We start from the raw sequence: 24,822 nt of genomic DNA, 5'->3' as shown, positions 1-24,822 counted from the left end.
CGTTGGTGGCGCAGGGTGACGGCGTGCGGTCACCGTCACTCGCCTCGGGATCACGTGCAGACGGATGCGGGCACGACACCGTCCGGCGGCAGGCTGGTCGGAGGTCGGGACCGGGAGACCGGCGACGCGGCAGCCCGGCAGCATCGGCAGTCCGGCAGCGTCGGCAGGCGAGCGGCGTCGGCAGCCCGGCAGCGTCGGCAGCCCGGCAGCGTCGGCAGCCCGGCAGCGTCGGCAGCCCGGCAGCGTCGGCAGTCCGGCATCGGTGGCCGGCGGGAGGTGGCGGGCCCTACCAGGTGAGGTGCAGCGGCAGGCCGAGGAAGCGGGCGTAACCCTCCAGCGCCGCCTCGACCCGCTGCCGGGTCGGCCCGTCCAGCGGGACCAGCGGCTGCATCGTCACGGTGACCCTGGTCCGGGCGAGGCGGCGCTTCCAGGTGCCCACCACCCGGCCGCCGCGTACCACGGTGGACTGGAAGACGCCGTTGCCACCGGGAATCACCGCCTTCAGGTGCGCCGGCTCGACCATCAGGGCGCGGTCCTTGAAGCCGAGCAGGTACTCGTCGAAGCCGGGCAGCACGTGCACGTCGTCCACCGCCAGCCGGGGGGCGTCCAGCAGCGCCGGATCGAGGTACGACTCCACCCCGTCGACCCGGACGGCGGTCAACGTCCCGGCGTCGGTGGCGACCGCGACGGCCCGTTTCGTGTCGGCGGCGTTCAGGCCCGTCCACCCGGTGAAGTCGCGTCGGGTCGTCGGCCCGTGGCTGCGGAAGTACCGCCGGGCCAGGATGCCCAGCGCCTCGTCCCGCTCGGGCCGGTGCGGGTCGGGGATCCACTCGTCGAGCAGCGCGAAGGTCTGCTCGGTGCCCACGTGTGGGGCGATGCAGGTGACGCCCCGCTGGCTGGCATACCAGAGCAGGTGGTAGCCGCGTTGGCCGCGGACGTCGACCCCGGCGGCGGTGAGGGTGTCCAGGCACTGCGCGCGGGTCAGCCGACCGCCGCCGGCCAGCGCCGCGCCGAGCACGTCGGCGGCCCGGTCGGCCTCGGCCTCCGTCAGCCCGAGCGTGGCCCGGCGGGCCGGCGCCCCGGCCAGCGCCCGTACGCCGGTCAGCTCCAGCATCCAGCGGGCGTCCCGGCCGGGCACCAGGTGCACGGTACCGCGCATCGGCCAGGTCCGCAGCGCCTCGCGTCGCTCCAACGCGGCCCGCACGTCGGCCTCGGTGTGGCCGGGCAGCCGCAGCCCCAGCGACCACAGACCACTCGCCGCGTCCTGGGCCTGCATCGCCCCGAACCACTCCACCACCCCGGCGACGTCCGCCGGGCGGCCACCCGGATGCTCCCGCATGCCCAGCGAGGTCATCCGCAGGGTCAGCGCCTCGGCCCCGGTCAGTTCCACCATGCCGGCCAGGATAGGAAGACCCTCCGACAGCGGCCAGGATGGGAAGACCCCCGACAGCGCTCGTCGAGGGCGGAAGCGGGGTCGGGCCCCGATCGCGCTACGCCGGTTGCCGTAACCGGCGGAGCGCGATCCCCCGTGCAGGCCCCCCTGGCCGCCGGGGTCCGCCCCCGCCCACGGCAGCCGTACCCGTCAGGATTCCGTGCCGGTCGTCGGACGGGAGCGTTCACGGATGGAACTTGCGGAAATCTTGAGCTGCCTGCGGGAACTTTTCCGGGAAAGGGCCGTTCGACGTCCGGGAGTTGTCCGGATCATACCGGGGCGCGGTGTTTGATCCGGCAACCACCGGGTAGTCGCCGGAGCTGACCCGAACCGAGGAGGACACAGACGATGGACGGCCAGGTCAAGGTAGCGGTCATCTACTACAGCGCCACCGGTATCACCTACCAGATGGCGCAGGCGGCCTGTGAGGCAGCCGGTGAGGCGGGAGCCGAGGTGCGGCTGCGCAAGGTGCGCGAGCTGGCACCGGACGAGGCGATCCGCTCCAACGCCGGCTGGCAGGCGCACCGGCTGGAGACCCAGGACGTGATGGAGGCCGAGATCGACGACCTGGCCTGGGCCGACGTGGTGATCTTCGGTTCACCCACCCGGTACGGCATGATCGCCGCCCAGCTCAAGCAGTTCATCGACACCACCGGCCCGCTCTGGGCCAACGGCGCCCTGGCGGACAAGGTCTACAGCGCCTTCACCTCCACCGCCACCTCGCACGGCGGGCAGGAGTCGACCCTGCTGTCGCTGTTCACGATCTTCTACCACTGGGGCGGCGTGGTGGTCACCCCCGGCTACACCGACCCGAGCCAGTTCGTCGCCGGCAACCCGTACGGCGCGTCGCACACCAGCAACAACGGGGAGATCGCCCCGGACCACGTGGCCCTCGCCGCCACCGCGCTGACCGCCAAGCGGGCGGTCCGCATCGGTGCCGGCGTCAAGCGCGGCCTCGCCGCCGGCTGAAGCCGTGCACCCGGCCCCGCCGGGTCGGGTCGGCCGGGTGACCGGTGTGCCGGGCGGAGGCCTGCTCCCCGCCCGGCACACCGGGTACCGCCGGGTCAGCCGTGCTCGACGTCACCGTGCGCCGTCAGCGCCGGCCGGGCCAGCAGTTGCCCCAGCAGCTCCGCCAGGACCGCCATGCCGTCCCGGCTGAGCACCGACTCCGGGTGGAACTGCACCCCGGCGAAGGTCCCCCCGCGCAGCGCGTGTACCGACCCGTCGGCCGGATCCCGGGCCAGCTCCACCGGCCCGTACGGCGAACCGACCCGGTCGGTGGCCGACCGGGCGGTGAACGTCGAGTAGAAGCCCACCCGGCGCGGCACCCCGAACAGCGACACCTGCCGTTGCAGTCCCTGGTAGGGCGCGGCGCGGCGGTGCAGCGCCAACCCGAGCAACCCGCTGAGCAGTTGGTGCCCCAGACACACCGCCAGGGTGGGTCGGCCCGCGTCGAGCCGACCGGCCAGCACGCCGCGCAGCGCGGCCATCTTCGGATCGTCGAGGGCACCCGGGTCGCCCGGCCCCGGACCGACCACCACCAGGTCGTACCCGTCGTCGTCGCCGCCGACGTGCCACGGACGGACGTCCACCGCCAGGCCCAGGGCGCGCAACTGGTGGGCCAGCATGCCGGTGAAGGTGTCCTCCCCGTCGACCACCAGCGCCCGTCGGCCGAGCGCCCCGGGCAGCGCCGCCGCGCCGGGGGCACGCTGGTCCAGCCAGAACCGGGCCAGCGGGGCGTTGCGGGCGGCGAGCACCGCCCGTACCTCGGGATCGTCGGCCCACCGCACCGGCGGGTACGGGCCGGCGGCCGTCGCCCGCGGACCCAGCCCCAGCGCGGCGAGCACCCCGGCGGCCTTGGCGTGCGTCTCGGCGACCTCACCGGCGGCGGTGGAGTGCCGCACCAGGGTCGCCCCGACGGGCACCCGCAGCCGCCCGGTGGGGGAGATCTCGGCGGTGCGGATCAGGATCGGCGCGTCCAACGTCTGCCGGCCCTCGGCGTCACGGCCCAGCAGCGCCAGCACCCCGGAGTAGTAGCGCCGCCCGGTGCGTTCGTGCCGGGCGATCACCCGGCAGGCGTTCTGCATCGGGCTGCCGGTCACCGTCGGGGCGAACATGGTCTCCCGCAGCACCTCCCGGACGTCGCGCGTGCCCCGACCGGCCAGCAGGTACTCGGTGTGCGCCAGGTGCGCCATCTCCTTGAGGTACGGCCCGACCACCTGCCCGCCGTTCTCGGCGACCCCGGCCATCATCTTCAGCTCCTCGTCGAGGACCATGTACAGCTCCTCGACCTCCTTCGGGTCGTGCAGGAACCGCAGCAGCCCGTCCCGGTCGGCGGTCGTCCCGGTGTGTCGGAACGTGCCGCTGATCGGGTTCATCATGACCAGCCCGTCGTCGACGCTGACGTGCCGTTCCGGGGTCGCGCCGACCAGGATCCGGGTGCCGGTGTGCACCAGGAACGTCCAGTACGCGCCCCGCTCGTCGCGCAGCAGGCGGCCCAGCGCCGCCAGCGCGGCGGCCAACGGGACACCCCGCACGGTGGCGTGCAGGGTGCGGTGGATGACGAAGTTGGCCCCCTCACCCCGCCCGATCTCCCCGGCCAGCACCCGCTCGACGATCCGGGCGTACTCGTCGTCGTCGACGTCGAAGGCCGCGTCGTCGGTGACCACCGGCCCGGCCGGCAGGGCGACGAGCAGGTCGGCCAGCGGCAGCTCGGTGTGCCCGGTGACGGTCAGGTACTCCATCGGGACACCGTCGTCCACGCACGCGAAGCCCCGTTCCGCGATCTGCCGGTACGGCACCAGTGCCAGGGTCCGGGGGCCGGGGCCACCGCCGGGCAGCGGCAGGTCGGCGAGCCGGTCGGCCACGTCCACCGGGCCGGTGTACAGGTCCACGTGGTCCATGCCGTGCCGGCGGACCAGGGCGAACGGGCCGGGGTCGAGGCCGTCGGCGACGGCGGCGAGCAGGTCGTGCAGGGGATTCATCGGGTTCTCCTCCGGGGCTGGGCCGCCTCGTCCGTCGGGCGGCCCCGGGTGCCGGGGAGAGAACCGTCGGCCGCCTCGTGGGGCGGCCGCGTGGGTGTCAGCTACGCGCGGGGGATGGCCGCCGGGTCGGCGGGCCACCAGCAGGTCGGGTGCGCGGGCATAGCCACACCCTAGGCGGCGCGCGGGCGGCGGGGAAGAGGCTTCCCACGCCGACCCGGGCGGTGCCGTCGACCCGCCGGCGGGACCGGGCGACGCCGGTGGCCGATCGGGGCGTCGGCGGGCCGACCGGCGGGTACCGTGACCGGCGATGAACATTCTCGCTCTCGACCTGGGCACCTCCTCGGTACGCGGACTCGTGCTCGACGCCGACGCCGACCCGCTGCCGGGAGCGTTGGCCCGCCGCAAGGTGCACCTGACCGTGGCCGAGGACGGGACGGGCACCCTGGACGCCGCCGGTTACCTCGCCGGTCTGACCGAGTGCCTGGACGAGTTGGCCGCCGCCGGTCACCTGCGCGACGTCCGGTTGGTGGCGACCTGCGCGCAGTGGCACTCGGTGGTGCCGCTGGACCGGGCCGGCGACCCGCTCGGCCCGGTACTGACCTGGTTGGACACCCGCCCCGCCGCACCGGCCGGGGTGGGCGGCCCGGCCGATCCGGCGGACTTCCACGGTCGTACCGGGGCGTGGTGGCACCGCTGCTACTGGTCGGTGCGGCTGCCCTGGCTGCGGGACCGGACGGCCGGGGTGGCCCGGTTCGCCGGCCTGGTCGAGTACGTCCTCGGCCAGCTGCTCGACAGCGCGCCCATGTCGGTGTCGATGGCCTCCGGCACCGGCCTGCTCGACCTACGCCGGTTGGCCTGGGACGCCGAGGCGGTCGCGTTGGCCGGCGTCCGGCCGGGTGAGCTGCCCGAACTGGCCCCGATGGACTGGCGCGGCCGGCTGCGCAGCGGATTCGCCCGACGGTGGCCGCAGCTCGCCGGGGCGGACTGGACCGCCCCGGTCGGCGACGGGGCCGCCTCCAATGTCGGCTCCGGGTGCGTGGACCCCCGCCGGGCGGCGGTCACCGTCGGCACGTCGGCCGCGGTACGGCTGGTCCAGCGGGTTCCCGCCGGAACGGCGCTGCCGCCGCTGCCCGATGCGCTGTGGCGCTACCGGGTGGACCACGAGTACGTGGTGACCGGCGCGGCGTACTCGTCCGGAGGGAACCTGTTCGCCTGGGCGAACCGGACGCTGCGGTTGCCCGAGGGGTCCGAGCTGGACGCGGCCCTGGACCGGGTGGCCCCGGACGGGGTGCTCGGGGCGAACCCCCGGCTGGGCGGGGACCGGCCGCCCGGATCGGCCCCGGCCGGCTCCGGCGAGCTGCGGGGGCTCAGCTTCTCCACCGGTGGGGTGGACATCCTCGCCGGCCTGATGGCCGGACTGTGCCGGATGGTCGCCGACGACCTGGCCGTGCTGGAGTCCGGTGTCGACGCCCCGGTCGAGGTGGTGCTGGGCGGGGGAGCGGTGACCGCCTCCGCGTGGTGGCGCACCGCGTTCGCCGCCGCCCTCGCGCCGCGCCGGGTCCGGCACCGGGCCGAGCGGGAGATCGGGGCCACCGGCGCCGCGTTGGTCGCGCTGGGCCGGGTACCCGACGCGCAGCGGCTCGGCGGCACCGGCCGTACGGAGGAGGACCCCTCGCCGACCTCGGCCGTCGGGAACGGCACGTCCGCCTGGTCGGATGCCCCGTCGACCCGTTGACACAGCTCCGGGGCCTGGTTGGATGGACCCGGCCCCCCGTCGTGGGGACGGAGGCCGAGGAGGCGAGACGTGGACGCAGGTCCCGACCCGACACCGAGCGTCCCGACACCGAGCGTTCCGTCGCCGCCGGGTCGGAACCGGTTCGACGAGCGGGTCGTACCGCACCGGCGTCGCTCGCCGTTGCGGCTGCGGGACTGGCGGATGCGTACCAAGCTCGCCACCGTCCTGGTCATCCCGTCGGTGGCCTTCCTGGTGCTGGCCGGGGTGCAGGCCGCCGGGTTGGTCGGGCGGACCACCGCGCTGAACGACTTCGCTCGCCAGGTCGGCATCGGACAGCAGATCACCACGGCGGTGGACCGGCTCCAGCAGGAACGGGGCCGGACCGCCGGTGAGCTGGCCGCGTTGCGCCGCGCGGGCAACGCCGCCGACCGGGACGCGGCGACACTCGCCCTGCGACCGCTGCACGCGGCCACCGACACCGCCTTCGACGAACTGCGTTCGGCGGCCGGGCCGCTGGCCGACTCCGACGCCGCCTGGCAGGTCGCCTACGCCGAGGCACTCGAGGCGTACGACCAGGTGGTCCGGATCCGGACGGCCGTGCCACCGGCGGTGTTGAGCAACGACACCATCCTCGGCAACTACCACCGGGCGGTGGAGTCGCTGCTCGGCCTGCTGGCCGAGCCGAGCCCGGGGCCGGACCGTCCGGAGCTGACCGACGCGGTGCTGCGGTACGTGCAGCTCGCCCGGGTCAAGGAACTGTCGTCGCGGATCCGGGGCCAGCTCTACGCCGCCGCCCGCGCCGGCCGGTACGGCCTGGAGGACCAGGTGAGCCTCAGTGACCTGCGGGTCCAGCAGCTCGCCGCGCTGGGCGCGTTCCGGGTCGCCGCGAGCACCGGCCAGATCCAGGCGTACGACCGGATGTCCCGCGAGGCGGCATTCGTCGACGCGACCCGGTTGGAGGAGCGGAGCATCACCACCGGCGGCACCGCCCTGCCCCCGGTGCTGCCGGCGAACCAGTGGTGGACGGTCAGCGAGCAGCGGCAGAAGCTGCTGCGGCAGTTGGAGACCCGGGTGCTCGACGACGCGGTGGCGCGGGCGGACGGGGTCAGTGACGCCCAGTTGCGCACCACCCTGCTGGTGCTCGGCGGCATCGTGGTGGTGCTCGCCCTGGCGGTGCTGCTGGCCGTGCTGGTCGGCCGGTCGATCGCGAACTCGATGCAGCGGCTGCGCGACCAGGCCCTGCGGATCGCCCAGGTGGAGCTGCCGCACGCCCTGGACCGGCTCCGTACGGTCGACGGCGGGGTGCCCAGGATCGAGGTGCCGCCCGCGGTGGTCCGGTCGCTCGACGAGATCGGTGAGCTGGCCGAGGCGTTCGTGGCGGTGCACCGCAGCGCGGTCAGCGTGGCGGTGGAGCAGGCGGAGACCCGGCGCACCGTGAACGCGATGTTCGTGAACCTGGCCCGGCGCAGCCAGGTGCTGGTGGAACGGCAACTGGAGCTGTTGGACGACCTGGAGCGGGAGGAGGCCGACCCGGACCAGTTGGAGAGCCTGTTCAAGTTGGACCATCTGGCCGCCCGGATGCGCCGTAACGACGAGAGCCTGCTGGTGCTCGCCGGCACCGAGTCGACCCGGCGGTGGAATCGGCCGGTGCGGTTGGGTGCGGTGCTGCTCGCGGCCAGCGCGGAGATCGAGCAGTACCAGCGGGTCCGGCACGAGGCGGTGGCCGACCTGTACGTGGTCGGGCACGCCGTCGGTGAGCTGGTGCACCTGATGGCGGAGCTGCTGGAGAACGCCACGGCCTTCTCCCGGCCGGACACCCTGGTCCGGGTGACCGCGCGGGCCGAGGACGGCGGGGCGGTGGTGGAGATCGCCGACGCCGGTCTCGGCATGACTCCGACGGCGTTGGCGCAGGCCAACGCCGTGCTGGCGGCACCGCCGGCGGCGGACGTGGCAGCCGTGGAGCGGATGGGCCACTTCGTGGTCAGTCACCTGGCCGCCCGGCACGGTGTCGGGGTGCGGCTGGTGGCCGCGGGGCAGGGGCTGGTGGCCCGGATCGTGTTGCCGGCGACCCTGCTGTCCGCGCCGCCCGCACCGGAGGTGGACACCTCGCCCGCGCCGCGGGCGCTCACCAGCACCGTCGTCGGCGGGCCGCCCCGGTGGCCGGGTCCGGCCCGACCGGCCGAGCTGCCGGTGGCGGGCCGCCGCCCGGACCGCTCACCCGGGACGCCGGTGCGGGCCGCGGACGTGTTGACGCCGTCCGTCCCGACCCCGGTCGACGCCGGTGGCGGCTGGTGGTCCCGGCAGGGTCCGGCGTCGTCGTCGCCGGTCTCGCTGGGGGAGAGCCTGCCCGCGCCGCCGCTCGTCCCGGTGACCGGGGGGACCAACGAGCGGGGCCTGCCGGTGCGGGTGCCGATGGCCCAGTTGACCACGGTGACCGAGCCGGCCCGTCCGCAGCCGACGCGGGTCCGCCAGGACCCGGATCCGGAGGCGGTGGGCGGGATGCTGTCGCGGCTGTACAGCGGCGTGCGTCGGGCGGAGGCCGAGGAGACCACCGAGTTAACGTTGCCGCCGGGTGTGCGCGGCGAAGGAGGACGACAGTGATGACGCTGAGCCAGGAGGCGCGCGACCTGAGCTGGTTGGTCAACGCGTTCGCGGAGCGGGTGCCCGGGGTGGCGCACGCGGTGGTCGTCTCCTCGGACGGTCTGCTGGTGGCGCTCTCGGCGCAGTTGCCCCGGGACCACGCGGACAAGTTGGCCGCGGTGACGTCGGGGTTGATGAGCATCACGGCGGGCGCGGCCCAGATGTTCGACGGGGACGTCGTCAAGCAGACGGTGGTGGAGATGGGTCGGGGTTACTTCCTGGTCATGCAGATCCGGGACGGTTCGATCCTGGCCACCCTGGCCGGCGCGGAGGCGGACATCGGCGTGGTCGGCTACGAGATGGCCCGGCTGGCCAAGCAGGCCGGGGAGATGCTGACCCCGGCGCTGCGGGCGGAACTCCAGCAGGCGCTGCCCCGCTGAGCGGACGGGGCGTCGGGGCGGACGGCCCGGGTGGTGCCCGCCGGGTGCCGGGCCGGACCGCCCCACGCGGTCCGGCCGTGCCGGTGCTGCCGTCGGGTGCCGGCGGCCGACGCTACAGGCCGTTGTCCCGGATGACCTGGCGGTACCAGTGGGCGCTGCGCTTGAGGACCCGCCGCTGGGTGGGATAGTCGACGTAGACCAGTCCCCACCGCTGGTCGTACCCCTCGGCCCACTCGAAGTTGTCGAGCAGGGACCAGACGTGGTAGCTCTCCAGCGGTACGCCGTCGGCGACGGCCCGGTGGACGGCGGTCAGGTGGTCGCGGAGGAAGGCGATGCGGCCGGCGTCGTCGACCGTGCCGTCCGAGCCGAGGGTGTCCGGGCAGGGTAGGCCGTTCTCGGTGATGGTGATCGGGACCGGCCCGTAGTCGCGGGTGACCCGGGTCAGGATGTCGTACATGCCCTGCGGGTAGATCTGCTGCCAGTCCGCCTCGCTGGTGGGCCAGCGGGTGACGGTGTCGCCGTTGCCGGTCAGGTAGAGCGGGGTGTAGTACTGCACGGCGAGCAGGTCCACCGGGCTGGCGATGACGGCCAGGTCGCCGTCGCGGACGGCGCGGACCATCCGGCTGTCCGGGCCGAGGTCGGCGAGCACGTCGGCCGGGTAGGCGCCGGTGAGGATCGAGTCCAGGTAGAGCCGGTTCTCGTACCCGTCGTGCAGGGTGGCGGCGGCAGCGGCGGCGGTGCTGTCGTCGGCCGGGTAGCACGGGTGCAGGTTGAGCGCCGGGCCGATCCGGGCGTCGAGGCCGGTGGCGCGCAGCGCGCGGACGGCGAGACCGTGGGCGAGCTGGAGGTGGTGGGCGACCAGGTACGCGGCGTCGGCGTCCTGCCGGCCCGGGGCGTGGTGGCCCCAGAGGTAACCGTTCTGCACCACGGTCTTCGGTTCGTTGATGGTCAGCCACACCGGCACCTGGTCGCCGAGGCCCCGGAAGACGGCGTCGGCGTAGTCGGCGAACCGGTGGGCGGTGTCCCGGTTCTCCCAGCCGCCGTCGTCCTGCAACGCCTGCGGCAGGTCCCAGTGGAACAGGGTGACCATCGGGGTGATGCCGCGTTGGTGCAGCCCGTCGACGAGCCGCTTGTAGAAGTCGAGCCCGCGCTGGTTGGGCTTGCCGGTGCCGTCGGCCTGGATCCGCGGCCAGGAGATGGAGAACCGGTAGCTGCGCAGCCCGAGGTCGCGCATCAGGTCGAGGTCGTCGGCCCAGCGGTGGTAGTGGTCGGCGGCCACGTCACCGGTGTCGCCGTTGCGGGTGCGGCCGGGGGTGTGGCTGAAGGTGTCCCAGACCGATGCGCCCCGGCCGTCCTCCTTGGCGGCGCCCTCGATCTGGTAGGCCGAGGTGGCGGCACCCCAGCCGAAGCCGGACGGGAAGCGCAGCCGCTCTCCGCTGGGGTCGGCGGTCGGTTCGCCACCCTTCGGCGCGTCGCAGCCGGCGAGGGCGCCACCGGCCGCGGCCACGCCGGCGGCACCGGCGGCGGGGAGGCCGGCGCCGGCGGTGGCGGTGGCGGAGAGCGCGGCGCGGCGCAGCAGGCGCCGTCGGGTGAGTATCGACATGGAGTTTTCTCCTCAGGGTGCGGGCCACCCCGACGGCCGGGAGCGCTCCCAGCGCGGGCGTGCGGCGGCCCGGCCGCCTCGGGGAGGCGGACCGCCAGCCTAGAGGGCCGCGCGTGGGCGGCCGGGATGGGGAAGCGGGGGTGTGACGGGCGCCGTCGAGGGACGGTCGGCCCCACTGCCGAGGGGCAGATAGCGATCGAGGCCGGCCGGGTGGCGTGTACGCCTGACCCGTCGGCCTCTTTTCCTGTCGAGTACGGGGGTTTAGTGTGGGGACGGGGGAGGGCAACCCCCGTCCCCACCTGTGTTGCACACACGCACGCTCGAATTGGCGTCCGACAGTGCGTGTCGCGCGGGAGCCGGGCCACGCGAGTGGCTCTGGTTCCACCTCCCTCCGTGGTGGTGGGATGTCGGCTGGCGACGGTGTCCGGGCTGGCCCGTCGTCAGCCGTTCGGGCTGAACCCCGTGGTCGGGCGACCACGGTTCGACCTTCATTTGTTGCATCTCCGTCGATGGAAGCGCTCCCATCGGCGATGCTGCGACTGTAACGCCCGTCACGGCTTTGTGAAAGCCCCTAAACGAGATCGAAACATCGACCTGCGTTTCGACACTGGTAGTTGTTGTGGGAGCGCTTCCATGGCACACTGTCGAATCAACGCAGCGGAGCCAGACATGCGCGAGTGATGGGTCGCCGAGGGCATCCGGGTCTCCCGGACGGCACCCGAAGGAACGGCACGGCCGGTCGAGTGGCCGTACCCCGTCCCTGCCCCGGCCCACCGGCCGGACCGACCACCATTCCGGCGCCTCCGTCCCCCCGCGCACCCCTGTTTCCGCGCGTGGAGGTGCCTCCGCCGGGGCCCGTAGCCCCGGCCCGGTCCGAGGAGACACCGCGCACATGAGACTCATGGCAAGACGTCGCCGCACGGCGATGCTCGCCGCCACCGCACTCGCCATCGGCGGGGTGGGCCTGCCGGCCAGTGCGGCCCAGGCCGCGCCGGCCTGCGACGTGGTCTACGCCACCAACGACTGGGGCAGCGGCTTCACCGCGAACGTCACCATCAAGAACCTGGGTGACGCGCTCAGCAGCTGGTCGCTCAAGTGGACCTTCCCGAACAGCAGCCAGCGGGTCACCCAGGGCTGGTCGGCGAAGTGGAGCCAGAGCGGCAGCGAGGTCACCGCGACCAACGAGTCCTACAACGGCAACATCGGGACCGGGGGCTCCACCACCATCGGGTTCAACGGCTCCTACTCGGGCAGCAACCCGAAGCCGACGTCGTTCACGCTCAACGGCACCCCGTGCAACGGCACCCCGGCCAACCAGCCGCCGACGGTCACCCTCGGCGTGCCCACCGGCCCGTTCACCGCGCCGGCCGACGTGCCGCTGACCGCCACCGCCAGCGACCCGGACGGGACGATCAGCAAGGTCGAGTTCTACCGCAACGGCCTGCTGGTCAACACCGACACCTCCGCGCCGTACGCGTACACGCTGACCTCGCTGCCGGCCGGCAGCTACACGGTCCAGGCCAAGGCGTACGACAACGCCAACGGCATCGGCGTGTCGGAGAAGTCGTTCACCGTCGGCGCCGCCACCGGCCCGGTGCTGGTCGCCACGCCGTCCTCGGTGAGCGTCAACGAGGGTGGCAGCAGCACCTTCAACCTCAAGCTCAGCGCCGCCCCCTCGGGCAGCGTGCCGGTCACCCTCACCCGCGCCGGTGACACCGACATCACGGTGTCGCCCGCCACCGTCACGCTGACCCCGAGCAACTGGAACACCGGGGTCACCGTCACGGTCGCCGCGGCGGAGGACACCGACACCGCCGGTGGCGCCGCCACCATCACCGCGGCCGGCACCGGCGTCGCCTCGGTGGTGGTCACCGCCACCGAGATCGACAACGACACCCCCGGTGGGGACAACGCCTACGTCGCGAAGTTCCTCGACCAGTACGGCAAGATCAAGAACTCCGGCTACTTCAGCCCCGAGGGCGTGCCGTACCACTCGATCGAGACGCTGATCGTCGAGGCCCCCGACCACGGCCACGAGACCACCTCCGAGGCGTTCAGCTACTGGCTGTGGCTGGAGGCCTACTACGGCCGGGTGACCCAGAACTGGGCGCCGTTCAACAACGCCTGGACGGTGATGGAGAAGTACATCATCCCGTCGCACGCCGACCAGCCCACCGCGGGCGCCGCCGGCACCCCGCAGTACGCCGCCGAGTACAACCTGCCCAGCCAGTACCCGTCGGCGCTGAACGCCAGCGTCCCGGTCGGCCAGGACCCGCTGCGCTCGGAGCTGACGTCCACCTACGGCACCGGCGACATCTACGGCATGCACTGGCTGATGGACGTCGACAACACCTACGGCTTCGGCCGCTGCGGTGACGGCACCACCAAGCCGGCCTACATCAACACCTTCCAGCGCGGCACGCAGGAGTCGGTGTGGGAGACCATCCCGCAGCCGTCCTGCGACACCTTCAAGCACGGCGGCCAGTACGGCTACCTCGACCTGTTCGTCAAGGACTCGAGCGCCCCGGCCAAGCAGTGGAAGTACACCAACGCCCCGGACGCCGACGCCCGCGCCGTGCAGGCCGCGTACTGGGCGCTGACCTGGGCCAAGGCCCAGGGCAAGCAGGCCGACGTCGCGGCCACCGTGGCCAAGGCCGCCAAGATGGGCGACTACCTGCGGTACGCGATGTACGACAAGTACTTCAAGAAGATCGGCAACTGCGTCGGGGCCAGCACCTGCCCCGCCGGCAGCGGCAAGGACTCCGCGCACTACCTGCTGTCCTGGTACTACGCCTGGGGTGGCGCGTACGACGCCAGCGCGGGCTGGTCCTGGCGGATCGGCTCCAGCCACAACCACTTCGGTTACCAGAACCCGTTCGCGGCCTGGGCGATGACCAACGTGAACGAGCTGAAGCCGAAGTCCCCGACCGCGGTCGGTGACTGGCAGAAGAGCCTCGACCGGCAGCTGGAGTTCTACACCTGGCTCCAGTCCGCCGAGGGCGGCATCGCCGGTGGCGCCACCAACAGCTGGGACGGCAACTACGGCACCCCGCCGGCCGGCACCGCCACCTTCTACGGCATGTACTACGACGTCGACCCGGTCTACAACGACCCGCCGTCGAACCAGTGGTTCGGTATGCAGGTCTGGTCGATGCAGCGCATCGCCGAGCTGTACCTGGAGACCGGCAACACCAAGGCCAAGGCGCTGCTCGACAAGTGGGTGCCGTGGGCGATCGCCAACACCAAGCTGGGCACCAACTGGTCGGTCCCGTCCGAGCTGAAGTGGACGGGCCAGCCCGCCAACTGGAACCCGAGCAGCCCGGCGTCCAACACCGGTCTGCACGTCGAGGTCATGTCCACCGGCCAGGACGTCGGCGTCACCGGTTCCCTCGCCCGGACCCTGATCGCGTACGCGGCCAAGTCCGGCAACACCCAGGCCAAGACCACCGCGAAGGGTCTGCTGGACGCGCTCTCGGCGGCCAGTGACAGCAAGGGCGTCTCGACCACCGAGACGCGCGGCGACTACAAGCGGTTCGACGACGTGTACAACGCCGCCGACGGCCAGGGCCTCTACGTGCCGCCGGGCTGGACCGGGAAGATGCCCAACGGCGACACCATCGCCGCGGGCAAGAGCTTCCTGGACATCCGGTCGTTCTACAAGAACGACCCGGACTGGCCGAAGGTCGACGCGTACCTCAAGGGTGGCCCCGAGCCGACGTTCAACTACCACCGGTTCTGGGCCCAGTCCGACATCGCCATGGCGTACGCGGACTACGGGATGCTCTTCCCGAACGGCTGAGTTGACCCCACCGGGTGGGTGGCGCGGCGCCGCCCACCCGGAGGCCGACCGGGCCCGGGGGAGCGGACGCCCGGTCGGCGGGCGGCCTGATTCCCACGGTCAGGCCGGGGGTGGGTCGATCATCTGGCCGACGCAGCGGATCGGTCGGCCCACCCCACCATCCCCCACCCCGCCACGGCGGGAAAGCCGCGAAAAAAGAGGGCGCGCGGGATAACGCGACGCCGCATGACGGAGTACCGTGTTGATCGGAGAGGCCGCTCCCCCCGTGGCGGCCTCTCCGTTAACGTTTCCGCCGCCCGCACCGCGCTCCTGCCCTGCGGGCAGGCCCGTCCCGCACCGCGTGTCCCGGTCGCCCCGGGCACCGCCGGCTCAGCCGGGTTCCACCGGGTGCCGCAGCCCCGGGTGACCGGCCGGTAGCGAGCGGCGGATCACCACCCAGCTCACCGTCAACGCCGCCGCCACCAGCGGCCAGGTGAGCGCGACCCGGGCCACGGTCAGCGCCAGCACCTGCCCGCCCAGCCACAGCGGCAGGAACACCGCCACCCGTACCACGTACGTGGCCGCCCACACCCAACTGCCCCGCCCGTACGCCCGCAGCAGCGCCGGATCCCGTCGCCACCTGCCGCGCTGCCGCAAGGCGGCCCCGACGACCACCCCGAGCAGCGGCCGGCGCACCACGATGCTGACCACCCAGACCAGCGTGCTGGCCAGGTTCGACAGCAACTGCACCGCGAAGAAGTCGACGGCCCGCCCGGTGCGCAGCGCCACCAGCGCGGCCAGACAGACGGCCAGCAGTCCGATCAGCACCGCCCGGGGACGGTCCCCGCGCCGCCACCGCCACAGCGCCACCGCCGTGCCGGCCAGCACGGCCGCGGCCACCCCGCCGACGACCGACCGTCCGGTCGCCAGCCAGCCGATCGTGAACGCCACCGGCGGCAGGGTCGCGTCGACCGCGCCACCCCGCCCGCCGAGCAGGCTGGCCAACGACTCCACCGGCTCCGGTGCGGCTGCACCGTCCGGCACCCGGGCTGACGTGTCCGGTGCCGGCGTGTCGCCGGGGGACCGGTCCGTCGGCACCGGTCGCGTGGACCCCTCCGGTGCCGGCCCCTCCCGCGCCGACTGCCGGGGCGGTCGTTCGTGCTGTGGTGAGCCGGTCACCGTCACCTCCCGTGGGTCCGGAAGCCAAGTATCCGTACCGGATCGGCGACCCCGCGCGCGACGGGCCGGGCTTGCCGCTACGGTGTGCGGGTGCGAGCGACGGCAAGGGGTTGGACCGCGGTCTGGTTGGTCGTGCTGGCGTTGACCCAGACGGCCGCCTTTCTGCTGGTATGGCGGTTCGCCGTGCACACCGGCACCGGGCAGTGGCTCGACACGGTCGCGTTGACCGGCAACCGGATCGGCCAGGACCGCATCGACGGGCTGGTCAACCGGATCCTCAACGCGATGTCGGTGGTCTCCCTGCTGGCCGCTACCGTGGTGATCTTCTTCATCGCGCTGATCCGGGGCCGCAAGGCACTCGCCATCTCGGCCACCCTGCTGATCGCCGGGGCGAACGTCACCACCCAGGTGCTCAAGTACGTCATCGACCGGCCGGCGCTCGGTATCGACCCGCAGCGCGACGGGGTCGGCAACAGCCTGCCCAGTGGACACACCACCATCGCCGCCTCGGTGGCGCTCGCGCTGATCCTGGTGCTGCCGGCCAAGGTGCGGGTGCTCGGCGCGTTCCTCGGGGTCGCGTACGCGGCCGTGGCCGGGGTGGCCACCCTCTCCGCCGGCTGGCACCGGCCCAGTGACGCGGTCGCCGCGTTCCTGGTGGTCGGGGTCTGGGCGGCGCTGGCCGGTCTGCTGCTGCTGGTCTTCCAGCACGAGCAGGCGCAGGTCGCTTCCGACGACGCCCACAAGGTGGCCGCCAGCGTGCTCGGCATCGGTGGCCTGCTCGCCGTCCTCGGCTGCGGGTTGGCGCTGTCCGGCCTGCTCGACCAGCAGCAGACGCCGGTGGACGAGCTGACCCGCCGCACCCTGTTCATCGGGTACGCCGGCAGCGCCGCCGGCATCGCCGGCACCATGGGGGTGGTGGCGGCGCTGGTGCTGCTCTCCGTGCACCGCCTGGTGCCCCGGTGGAAGGGCTGACGACCCTCCCTCGCCACCGGCCACCGGCCACCGGCGCGAACCTCCTGACCACCGGGCACGTGCCGGTGGGGTGGGGTCACAGGGGTGGGGCGGCGGGTTCCGGGGGACGGCCGCGGGCCCGGCGGGCGTCGGCTGCCGCGACCGCGCCGAGCACCACCATCGCCGCCACGGCGGAAACCAGGGGCACCACGTGCAGCAGCAGCGGGAAGAGCACCACCAGGCTGGCCGCCGCGATCCAGCGGGACGGCGAGACCCGGCCGAAGACCTCGTACTCGAACCGGGTCCGGCCGAGCAGGAAGAGCACCGGACCGCCCACCACCAGCACCACCCAGGCCGCCTCCGGCGCGGCGAGCGGGTGCTCGATGGTCAGCTCGTACCCGATCGCCGTGCCGACCAGCCCCACCACCATCACCAGGTGGGTGTCGGCAGCCGACCGACCGGTTACCGACGGGTGACGCGACCGCATCACCGCCTCGGCGAGGATCTGCCCGGCCCGCTGCACGTAGATCCGCCACAGCAGCACCGAGGTCACCAACGCCACCGCGAACGCCCCGGTGCGGGCCGGGTCGAACGGTCCCGTGCTGTACGCCAGCCCACTCACCAGGATCGTCTCACCCAGCGCGACCAGGAAGAACTGCTGGTACCGCTCGGCCAGGTGCTCCCCGGCGACGTCCCAGCGGCTCGCCGTGGACCGGCCCAGCCCCGGCACCGGCCACCCGAACCGGACCGCCAGGTACTCGGCGAGCAGCGCCAGCGCCCAGCACACCCCCCGGGCGGTGGGCGGCAGGAACGCGCCGGTCAGCCAGAGCACCCCCGTCGCACAGTAGGTGAGCAGCATGCGCAGCTTGAGCCGCCGGTACTCGTGACTGCGCAGGGCCACCAGCAGCAGCCCCGGCCGGAACACCTGCGTCACCACGTACGCCACCGCGAACGTCAGCCCGGCGGAGGTGAACGCGCGGGGGATCGCCACCCCCATCACCATGCTGCCGATCAGGGCGACGATCACCACGAGCTGGAGCCAACCGTGGTGCGGGTCGTAACGGCTGGTGGTCCACGCCACGCCCTGCCAGATCGTCCAGAGCGCGAGCAGGAGCAGCAGCGTCTTGACGCCTCCGGTGACCGGTGACCAGCCGCTGGTGCCGCCGGGCTCGAGGGAGAGATCCTCGAAGGCGCGGAACGAGATGCGGGTGAGCGCGAAGACGTACACCAGGTCGAAGAAGAGCTCCAGGAATGTCGCGCCCTGCGCCGACCCGGTACGCCGCAGCGGAGCGGCCTGTCCGCCGCCCGTCATGATCGTCGGCAGTTGCCGTCGGCCCAACCCACCAGGGGTTAGTAGCATCCTGGCCGGTCCCGGGGACGGTCAACGCGGCAATCCACCCTTGTTCCGTCGGGGGGTGAGCGGGCACCATCGACCGGATGACGAACCGATGGGGCCTCACGGTGCCGCTGACCGGTGTCCCGCTCGCCGCGCACGCCGCCTGCTACGCGGCCGCCGAACGGGCCGGTTTCACCGACCTGTGGTCGTCCGAGGTCAACGGCACCGACGCGTTCACCCCGCTGGCCCTGGCCGCCGCCTGGCAACCCGGCCTGCGGCTGGGCACCGCGATCACCCCCGCCTTCACCCGGGGGCCGGGCCTGTTGGCGATGAGCGCGGCGGCGCTGGCCGAGGCCGCCCCGGGCCGGTTCGCGCTGGGCATCGGCGCGTCCTCCCCGGTGGTGGTGGGGGACTGGAACGCGGTGCCCTACACCGAGCCGTTCCGGCGTACCCGGGACGTGCTGCGGTTCCTCAAGCCGGCCCTGCGGGGCGAGACGGTCGACGGGGCGTTCGACACCTTCCGGGTGCGCCGGTTCACCCTGGAACGCCCGCCGGCCAGCCCGCCGCCGGTGCTGCTCGCCGCGCTGCGACCGGGGATGCTGCGGCTCGCCGCCGCCGAGGCCGACGGGGTGATCCTCAACTGGTTGGCCGCCGCCGACGTTCCCCGGGTCCGCGCCGAGCTGACCGGACACGGGCCGGACTTCGAGGTGGTCGCCCGGATCTTCGTCTGCCCCACCGAGGACGTCGACCACGCCCGCGCCCTCGGCCGCCGGTTGATCACCAGCTACCTCACCGTCCCGGCGTACGCGGAGTTCCACCGCTGGCTCGGCCGGGAGCCGGCGCTCGGCCCGGTCTGGGCGGCCTGGGCCGCCGGTGACCGGCGGGCCGCCGCCGCGGCCGTCCCCGACGAGGTGGTCGACGCGCTGATCCTGCACGGCTCCCCGGAGCACTGCCGCGACCAGGTGCGCCGCTACGCCGACGCCGGGGTGGACGTGCCGGTGCTGGCCCTGCTGCCCACCCCGGAACTGACCGCCGGTGGGGCCGCCGCGCTGGACGACCTGATCGCCCGGCTCGGACCACCGCCGGTCCCGGATCCGTCACCGGCCGCCGGGGACGGCTCGGCGGCGGGGCGCACCGGGCAGTCGACGGAATGGGGCTGAGATGAACCTCACCGACCGGGTGGTGGTGATCACCGGGGGAGCGGGAGGGATCGGGTCCGCGCTGGCCCGTCGCTTCGCCACCGAGGGCGCCGCCGCCGTCGTCCTGGCCGACCTGGACCTGCGGGCGACGGTCGCGGTGGCCGCGACGGTCGGCCCGGCGGCCCGCGCGGTCGCCGTCGACGCCGCCGACGAGGCCCAGGTCCGCGACCTGGTGGCCGACACCGAGCGACGGTACGGCCGGATCGACCTGTTCTGCGCCAACGCCGGCGTGGCCACCGGCGGCGGTATCGACGTCGCCGACGCCGACTGGGACCGGGCCTGGCGGGTCAACGTGCTGGCCCACGTGTACGCCGCCCGTGCCGTGCTGCCCGGCATGCTGGCCCGCGGCGGCGGTCACCTGATGCACACCTGCTCGGCGGCCGGGGTGCTCACCGCGGTCGGCGACGCCCCGTACACCGCCACCAAACACGCGGCGGTCGGGTTGGCCGAGTGGCTGGCGATCACCTACCGGGACCAGGGCATCCGGGTCAGCGCGCTCTGCCCGCAGGGGGTGGACACCCCGATGCTCGCCGACGGGCTGGGCAGCGGGCACCTGGCGGCCCGGGTGATCGCCGCCTCCGGCCCGGTACTCACCGCCGACCAGGTCGCCGACGCGGCGGTCGCCGGGCTGGCCGAGGAGCGTTTCCTCATCCTGCCCCACCCGGAGGTCGCCCGGTACGCGCTGCGCCGCGCCGAGGACCCGGACGGCTGGCAGGCCGGTCTGCGTAAGCTGGTCCGCCGGCTACGCGCCGCCGACCCGCCACCCGCGTAGTCGGCTGCCGGCCGCCGCCGGTCGGCCGGATGCCCCGTTCCCGGTCGGCCGTGCGCCGCCACCGGTGACGACCGGCCGCCGGTCGGCCGGGTGCCCGGTTGCCGGTCGGCCGTGCGCCGCCACCGGTGACGACCGGCCGCCGGGCGAGCCGTCGTGGCCCCGGGGCCGGTCGGTGCGCGGCGGTGCCGGTCAGGGGTCAGCGGGGCCAGCGCAGCGGGCCGGGACGCACCGACCAGAGCAGCCGCCGCCAGCGGGGGCGGGCCGCCCGCAGCGCCGTCGCGTACCCCTCGGCGAGACTGCGGGCGCGGTCGGCCTGGGCGTCGGTCAACGTGCCCGGGGCGAAGGCCGCCTGGTTGAGCAGCCCGGCCAACTCCGTCAGCGCCGCCTCCTGCCCGGTCCGCCCGGAGTCCTGCCCGGTCCGCACGGAGTCCTGCCCGGTCCGCCCGGAGTCCTCGGCGAGCGCCCGCCCGGCCAGCTCGGCCACCTCGGTGGCGGAGAGCTGCCCGCCGACCGGCCGGCCCGACAGGCGCAGCGCGTCGGTGGCGTGCCGCCACGCGCCACCCACCCGGGTCGCCGGATCCCCCCGGGCCAGCCGGGCGCGGGTCTGTGCCCGGCGACAGCCGACCAGCACCCCCAGCGTCACCCCGACCAGCAGCAGCCCGACGGCACCGGCCCCCAACCAGACCGGGACCGGCCCGGCGTGCTCCGGGGCGGCGTGGCCGGGCCCGGCCACCGCCGGTGGGGTGGTCGAGAGGGCCGGGGTCGGCTCGGGCACCTCCGACGGCGGTGGACTCGGCGCGGCCGGTCGGAAGTCCTCCTCCACCGGGCGGGGGGCGCTGTCGGGGCGGGGCAGCGGGTCGAACGGCACCCAGCCGACCCCGGTGAAGAGCACCTCCGGCCAGGCGTACGCGTCGGCGGCCCGGACCGGCCCGTCCCCCCGGGCGGTGAACCCCACCACCACCCGGGTCGGCAGGCCGGTCAGTCGGCCCAGCACCGCGAAGGCGGCGGCGAACTGCTCGGAGGTGCCCCGCTGACCGCCACCGTTGCGCGGCCCGAACAGGAAGAACTCCAGATTCGGGTACGCGTGCCCGCTCGGCGCGTCCGCCACCAGCCGGTAGTGCTCGGCGAGGAACTGCTCCACCGCCGCCGCCCGGGCGTACGGGGCGCCGTTCTCCTCGGCGAGTTGGGTGGCGAGCCGGCGCAACGGCTCCGGTACCCCGTCGGGCACCCGCAGCACCCGGGCCACCTGCGCACCGGCCGGCACGTCGGCGGTGCCGAGCAGGTTCGCGTCCGGCCGTTCCCGGGCCGAGGTGACCGTGTACGTCAGCCCCGGCACCAGCCCCTCCGGCCGGATCAGCGTCCCGCTCTGCGGGTCGTACGCCACCCGGGCGCCGTCGACCGCACGGGGGGTGGCGACCGCCGGGAGCAGCCGGCCGGTCAATCCGGCCACGGTGATCTCCTGCCGGACGGTGTCCACCGTCCCGGTGCCCGGTTCCCCGGCCGGTAGCACCCGACCGGCGGTGCGGTAGGTCGCCCCCACCCGCCAGGTGACCCCGTCGTAGTCGCTGAGCACCGCCAGCCGGATCGTGGTCGGACCGTCCGCCGGAGGGCGGGTCGACACGTCCAGCAGCTTCCGCTGCGGTTCCAGCGCCCACCCGGAGATCCGGATCAGCGGGTTCTCGTCCAGCGACTCCACCCGGGGCGGCGGCACGTAGCGACGCGGGTCCACCGGCCGTTCGTCGACCCGCCCGGCGAGGGCCGGGCCGAGCAGGGCGGCCGCCGCCACCACCAGCGCCACCCCGGCGGCGGAGACCGTGGCGGCCCGGAGCCGGACGGCGGCCCGCAGGGCCGGTGCCAGCCCGGCGGCCGGGTCCGGGCCGGGGGTGCGGGCCGTCGCCAGGGCCACCGCGATCAGCCCGGCGAAGACGACCGACGCCCCGACCGCCGGTGCCGCGTTCGGGCCGACCACGTAGACGACCGCGACGTAGAGCGCGGTGGCCGGCAGGAACCCCAGCAGCACCCGCCCGGCACGTATCGCCACCTCGGCGCCGGCCAGCCCGGCCAACCAGGCCGCCACCACCGGCACCAGCACCGTGTCCGGTGCCGGCTCGACCGGGATCATCGCGGTGAGCAGCCGGGGAACGGCGTTGCCGGCCGCGTCGGCGGCCACGTCGAGGAAACCGCCCGGCAGGTCGGCCCGGGTGGCGGCGAGCCGCACCGACCAGCCCGTCCAGCCGAGCATGGCGGTCACCGACAGGGGCGCCACCAGCCAGGACGGCAGTCGGCGGGCGGCGACGCTGACCAGCACCGCGCCCAGGGCCGCACCGCACACCAGCCGGGTCAGCAGGTCACCGGCGTACACCCGGTTGAGCACCACCCCGGTCAGGCCGATGGCGGCGACCAGCGTCGTCGGCACCACAGCGGCCCGCAGCACCCGCCCCGGCAGCCCGCCGGCCGTCCGGCCCGGCCCGCCGCCGCCCCGCCCGCCGTCGTCCGGCCCGCCGTCGCCCCGCCCGCCGCCGCCCGGTCCGCCGTCGCCCCGCCCGCCGCCGCCCGGCCCGCTGCCGCCCGGTCCGCCGTCGCCCGGGCCGTTGCCCGGGCCGGTCCCGTCGGGTCGGTCGGTCACCGTCACCACCGGCGGACCGTGTCCCACGCGGCGGCGAACGCCGCGCCGTCGGCCACGTCGAGGACCACCGGCCCGCCCGCCGCCGGTGTCGGCCCGTCCGCCCCGAACATCCCCACCACCACCGACGGGTACGCCCCACGCAGCGCCCCGAGCCGCCCCAGGTCGTCCCGGCCGCCGGGGCCGGTGAGGAAGACCAGGGTGTCGCCGGGCCGCTCCCGGCGCAGCCGGGCCACCGCCGCGCCCAGCACCCCGTCGGCCGGGCCGCCCGGACCGGTGCCGGCCAGGGTCACCGCGGCCAGCCGGTCCAGGGCCGGGTCGGCGGCCCGGTCGTCGGCCGGATCCACCGGCAGCAACACCACCGGCAGGTCCTGCCGGAACGCGGCCACCACCAGCGAGGCCGCCGCCTCGCAGGCCGCCTCGAACGACGCGGCCACCCCGTCGGCCCGGTCCGGGTGGGCGGCGGCCCGGTTGTCCAGCAGCACCACGATCCGGGGCAGGCTGGTGTCCACGTTCTCCCGCACCATCAGCTCACCCACCCGGGCGCTGGTCCGCCAGTGCACCCGGCGCAACTCGTCGCCGACCACGTACTCGCGTAACGAGTCGAAGGTGATCGACCCGTGCGGCACCCCGTCCACCCGGCCGTCCAGGCTGCGCCCCGCCCCGGTGGGCACCGCCGTCAACGGGAACACCCGGGGATGCACCCGGATCACCGTCGCCGGCCCGTACGGGCGGGTCGCGGCGCACAGGCCCAGCGGGTCGCGGCGGGTCACCCGCAGCGGCCCCACCGGCAGCACCCCCCGTCGACGGGTCGGCACGTCGTACCCGCAGGTGGTGTCCCGGCCGGGGCGCAGCCGCAGCAGCGGCACCGGCACCGGGCGGCCCGCGCAGCGGTCCTCGGCCAGCAGGCTGGTCACCCGCAACCGGCCCGCGTTGCGCACGGTCAGGGTCATCCGGGCCGGCTCGCCCACCGCCACCCGGTCCGGGTCGGCCGCCCGGGCGACCACCAGCCGGGGACGGCGGAGCGCGCCCAGCACCGCCTGCCCGACCGCCACCGCGCCCGCCGCCCCCAGCATGGTCAGCTCCGGATACCCGAACCGCAGCCCGGCACCGAGCAGCGCGGTCGCGGCGACGAGCAGCCCGGCACCCCGGGTGGTGAGCCCCATCCCGGCCCGGTCAGCCGTGCGTCGGGGTCGACTGGCCCGACGGCAGCGGCACCGGCACCGACGCCACCGCCTGGCGCAGCACCTCGGCGGCGGTCACCCCGCGCACCTGCGCGTCGGCGGTGAGCAGCAGGCGATGGGCGAAGACCGGCTCGACGAGCGCCTTCAGGTCCTCCGGCATGATCCAGCCCCGGCCGTCGATCAGCGCGTACGCGCAGGCCGCCCGGGTCAACGCGATCACCCCACGGGGGCTGACCCCCACCCGGACCTGTGGATGCTGGCGGGTGGCCGTGGCCAGCCGGACGGCGTACCCGTAGAGCGGTTCGGCGATGTGCACCCGGCGGGCCATCCGGACCATCTCCCCGACGGTGGCCGTGTCGGTGACCGGCTGCAACGAGTCGGGGGAGCGGACCGTCGCCCCGCGCAGCACCTCCACCTCGACCGCCTCGTCCGGGTAGCCCACCGACAACTTCACCAGGAACCGGTCCAGCTGGGCCTCGGGCAGCCGGTACGTGCCGTCCATCTCCACCGGGTTCTGGGTGGCGACCACCAGGAACGGCTGCGGCACCGGGTGCCGGACACCGTCCACCGTGACCGTCCGCTCCTCCATCACCTCCAGCAGCGCCGACTGGGTCTTGGGCGAGGCCCGGTTGATCTCGTCGGCGATGACGATGTTGGCGAACACCGGCCCCGGATGGAACTCGAACCCCCGGGTGGCCTGGTTGAAGATCGTCACTCCGGAGACGTCCGAGGGGAGCAGGTCCGGGGTGAACTGGATGCGCCGCCACTGGCCCTGCACCGTCGCCGCCACCGCCCGCGCCAGGGTGGTCTTGCCCACCCCCGGCACGTCCTCCAGCAGCACGTGCCCCTGGGCGAACAGGGCGGTCAACGCCAACCGGACCACCTCCGGCTTGCCCAGCACGACCGCGTTGACGTTCTCCGCCAACCGGGCGGCCAGGGCGGCGAAACCCTGGACCTCCGGCTGGCTGAGCGGTTCGGGGGTGCTGTTCACGACGGCGGGAGGCTCCTCGGCTGGGGTGACGGACG

At 74.5% G+C, this 24,822-nt stretch carries 15 protein-coding genes and 1 pseudogene; 8 read left to right on the top strand and 8 right to left on the bottom strand.

Features of this window, described 5'->3' with window-relative positions; translation table 11 throughout:
* Nucleotides 1-286 precede the first annotated feature (286 nt).
* Nucleotides 287-1,393 carry a winged helix DNA-binding domain-containing protein gene (locus O7612_RS20440; protein ID WP_282266608.1) on the bottom strand — a complete coding sequence of 369 codons (1,107 nt, stop codon included), beginning with the start codon at nt 1,391-1,393 and terminating at the stop codon, nt 287-289.
* Between the two features lie 387 nt (nt 1,394-1,780).
* Here O7612_RS20440 and wrbA point away from each other — a divergent pair, with 387 nt between their 5' ends.
* Nucleotides 1,781-2,401, top strand: a complete 621-nt coding sequence (gene wrbA, locus O7612_RS20435) for an NAD(P)H:quinone oxidoreductase (protein ID WP_067308244.1) — start codon at nt 1,781-1,783, stop codon at nt 2,399-2,401.
* Nucleotides 2,402-2,496: 95 nt separating this feature from the next.
* Here wrbA and O7612_RS20430 read toward each other — a convergent pair whose 3' ends face one another.
* Entirely contained in the window at nt 2,497-4,416 is a 1,920-nt protein-coding gene (locus O7612_RS20430) for an anthranilate synthase family protein (RefSeq protein ID WP_282266605.1), read from the bottom strand.
* 307 nt (nt 4,417-4,723) lie between these two features.
* Between O7612_RS20430 and O7612_RS20425 the strand changes: the two genes are divergently transcribed.
* From O7612_RS20425 to O7612_RS20415, 3 genes are all read left to right on the top strand, one after another.
* Nucleotides 4,724-6,151, top strand: a complete 1,428-nt coding sequence (locus O7612_RS20425; RefSeq protein WP_282266603.1) for an FGGY family carbohydrate kinase — start codon at nt 4,724-4,726, stop codon at nt 6,149-6,151.
* Between the two features lie 69 nt (nt 6,152-6,220).
* Complete coding sequence (locus tag O7612_RS20420; RefSeq protein ID WP_282266600.1) at nt 6,221-8,752, top strand: nitrate- and nitrite sensing domain-containing protein; 2,532 nt, start codon at nt 6,221-6,223, stop codon at nt 8,750-8,752.
* A 5-nt stretch (nt 8,753-8,757) separates the two neighbouring features.
* Nucleotides 8,758-9,171 (top strand): roadblock/LC7 domain-containing protein, encoded by a 414-nt coding sequence (locus tag O7612_RS20415; protein WP_348774310.1) that lies wholly within the window; start codon nt 8,758-8,760, stop codon nt 9,169-9,171.
* Nucleotides 9,172-9,283: 112 nt separating this feature from the next.
* Here O7612_RS20415 and O7612_RS20410 read toward each other — a convergent pair whose 3' ends face one another.
* Nucleotides 9,284-10,774 carry a GH1 family beta-glucosidase gene (locus O7612_RS20410; protein WP_282266596.1) on the bottom strand — a complete coding sequence of 497 codons (1,491 nt, stop codon included), beginning with the start codon at nt 10,772-10,774 and terminating at the stop codon, nt 9,284-9,286.
* 892 nt (nt 10,775-11,666) lie between these two features.
* Here O7612_RS20410 and O7612_RS20405 point away from each other — a divergent pair.
* Nucleotides 11,667-14,573 carry a glycoside hydrolase family 48 protein gene (locus tag O7612_RS20405; RefSeq protein ID WP_282266594.1) on the top strand — a complete coding sequence of 969 codons (2,907 nt, stop codon included), beginning with the start codon at nt 11,667-11,669 and terminating at the stop codon, nt 14,571-14,573.
* 369 nt (nt 14,574-14,942) lie between these two features.
* On the opposite strand, the gene O7612_RS20400 is transcribed toward O7612_RS20405, so the two are convergent.
* A complete protein-coding gene (locus O7612_RS20400) occupies nt 14,943-15,596 on the bottom strand; it encodes a DUF3159 domain-containing protein (protein WP_282266592.1) in 654 nt (217 codons plus the stop codon).
* Nucleotides 15,597-15,815: 219 nt separating this feature from the next.
* Here O7612_RS20400 and O7612_RS20395 point away from each other — a divergent pair, with 219 nt between their 5' ends.
* Complete coding sequence (locus O7612_RS20395; protein ID WP_282266590.1) at nt 15,816-16,703, top strand: phosphatase PAP2 family protein; 888 nt, start codon at nt 15,816-15,818, stop codon at nt 16,701-16,703.
* 76 nt (nt 16,704-16,779) lie between these two features.
* Here the strand turns inward: O7612_RS20395 and O7612_RS20390 are convergent, their stop codons facing one another.
* A complete protein-coding gene (locus O7612_RS20390; RefSeq protein WP_282266588.1) occupies nt 16,780-17,994 on the bottom strand; it encodes a low temperature requirement protein A in 1,215 nt (404 codons plus the stop codon).
* 125 nt (nt 17,995-18,119) lie between these two features.
* Between O7612_RS20390 and O7612_RS20385 the strand changes: the two are divergent.
* Both O7612_RS20385 and O7612_RS20380 read left to right on the top strand, forming a co-directional pair.
* Nucleotides 18,120-19,094: pseudogene (locus tag O7612_RS20385) on the top strand (LLM class F420-dependent oxidoreductase); the annotation flags it as partial.
* An 85-nt stretch (nt 19,095-19,179) separates the two neighbouring features.
* Entirely contained in the window at nt 19,180-19,989 is an 810-nt protein-coding gene (locus O7612_RS20380; RefSeq protein WP_282266587.1) for an SDR family oxidoreductase, read from the top strand.
* A gap of 196 nt (nt 19,990-20,185) precedes the next feature.
* Here the strand turns inward: O7612_RS20380 and O7612_RS20375 are convergent, their stop codons facing one another.
* The 3 genes from O7612_RS20375 to O7612_RS20365 form a co-directional block, all read right to left on the bottom strand.
* The gene (locus O7612_RS20375) at nt 20,186-22,435 is read right to left on the bottom strand and encodes a transglutaminase domain-containing protein (RefSeq protein ID WP_282273970.1); all 2,250 of its coding nucleotides are present in this window, start codon (nt 22,433-22,435) and stop codon (nt 20,186-20,188) included.
* A 182-nt stretch (nt 22,436-22,617) separates the two neighbouring features.
* Entirely contained in the window at nt 22,618-23,778 is a 1,161-nt protein-coding gene (locus O7612_RS20370) for a DUF58 domain-containing protein (RefSeq protein ID WP_282266586.1), read from the bottom strand.
* A gap of 10 nt (nt 23,779-23,788) precedes the next feature.
* Complete coding sequence (locus tag O7612_RS20365) at nt 23,789-24,787, bottom strand: MoxR family ATPase (RefSeq protein WP_282266585.1); 999 nt, start codon at nt 24,785-24,787, stop codon at nt 23,789-23,791.
* Nucleotides 24,788-24,822 lie beyond the last annotated feature (35 nt).

Source organism: Micromonospora sp. WMMD987 (assembly GCF_029581435.1).
GTDB lineage: Bacteria > Actinomycetota > Actinomycetes > Mycobacteriales > Micromonosporaceae > Micromonospora > Micromonospora rifamycinica.
This window is presented reverse-complemented; position numbering and strand designations above follow the sequence as displayed.

Excerpts from the sequence above, each read along its gene's own strand:
- O7612_RS20430 (WP_282266605.1), bottom strand. The coding sequence starts at position 4,416 with ATGAATCCCCTGCACGACCTGCTCGCCGCCGTCGCCGACGGCCTCGAC.
- wrbA (WP_067308244.1), top strand. The coding sequence starts at position 1,781 with ATGGACGGCCAGGTCAAGGTAGCGGTCATCTACTACAGCGCCACCGGT.
- O7612_RS20440 (WP_282266608.1), bottom strand. The coding sequence starts at position 1,393 with ATGGTGGAACTGACCGGGGCCGAGGCGCTGACCCTGCGGATGACCTCG.
- O7612_RS20390 (WP_282266588.1), bottom strand. The coding sequence starts at position 17,994 with ATGACGGGCGGCGGACAGGCCGCTCCGCTGCGGCGTACCGGGTCGGCG.
- O7612_RS20425 (WP_282266603.1), top strand. The coding sequence starts at position 4,724 with ATGAACATTCTCGCTCTCGACCTGGGCACCTCCTCGGTACGCGGACTC.
- O7612_RS20370 (WP_282266586.1), bottom strand. The coding sequence starts at position 23,778 with ATGGGGCTCACCACCCGGGGTGCCGGGCTGCTCGTCGCCGCGACCGCG.
- O7612_RS20410 (WP_282266596.1), bottom strand. The coding sequence starts at position 10,774 with ATGTCGATACTCACCCGACGGCGCCTGCTGCGCCGCGCCGCGCTCTCC.
- O7612_RS20405 (WP_282266594.1), top strand. The coding sequence starts at position 11,667 with ATGAGACTCATGGCAAGACGTCGCCGCACGGCGATGCTCGCCGCCACC.
- O7612_RS20380 (WP_282266587.1), top strand. The coding sequence starts at position 19,180 with ATGAACCTCACCGACCGGGTGGTGGTGATCACCGGGGGAGCGGGAGGG.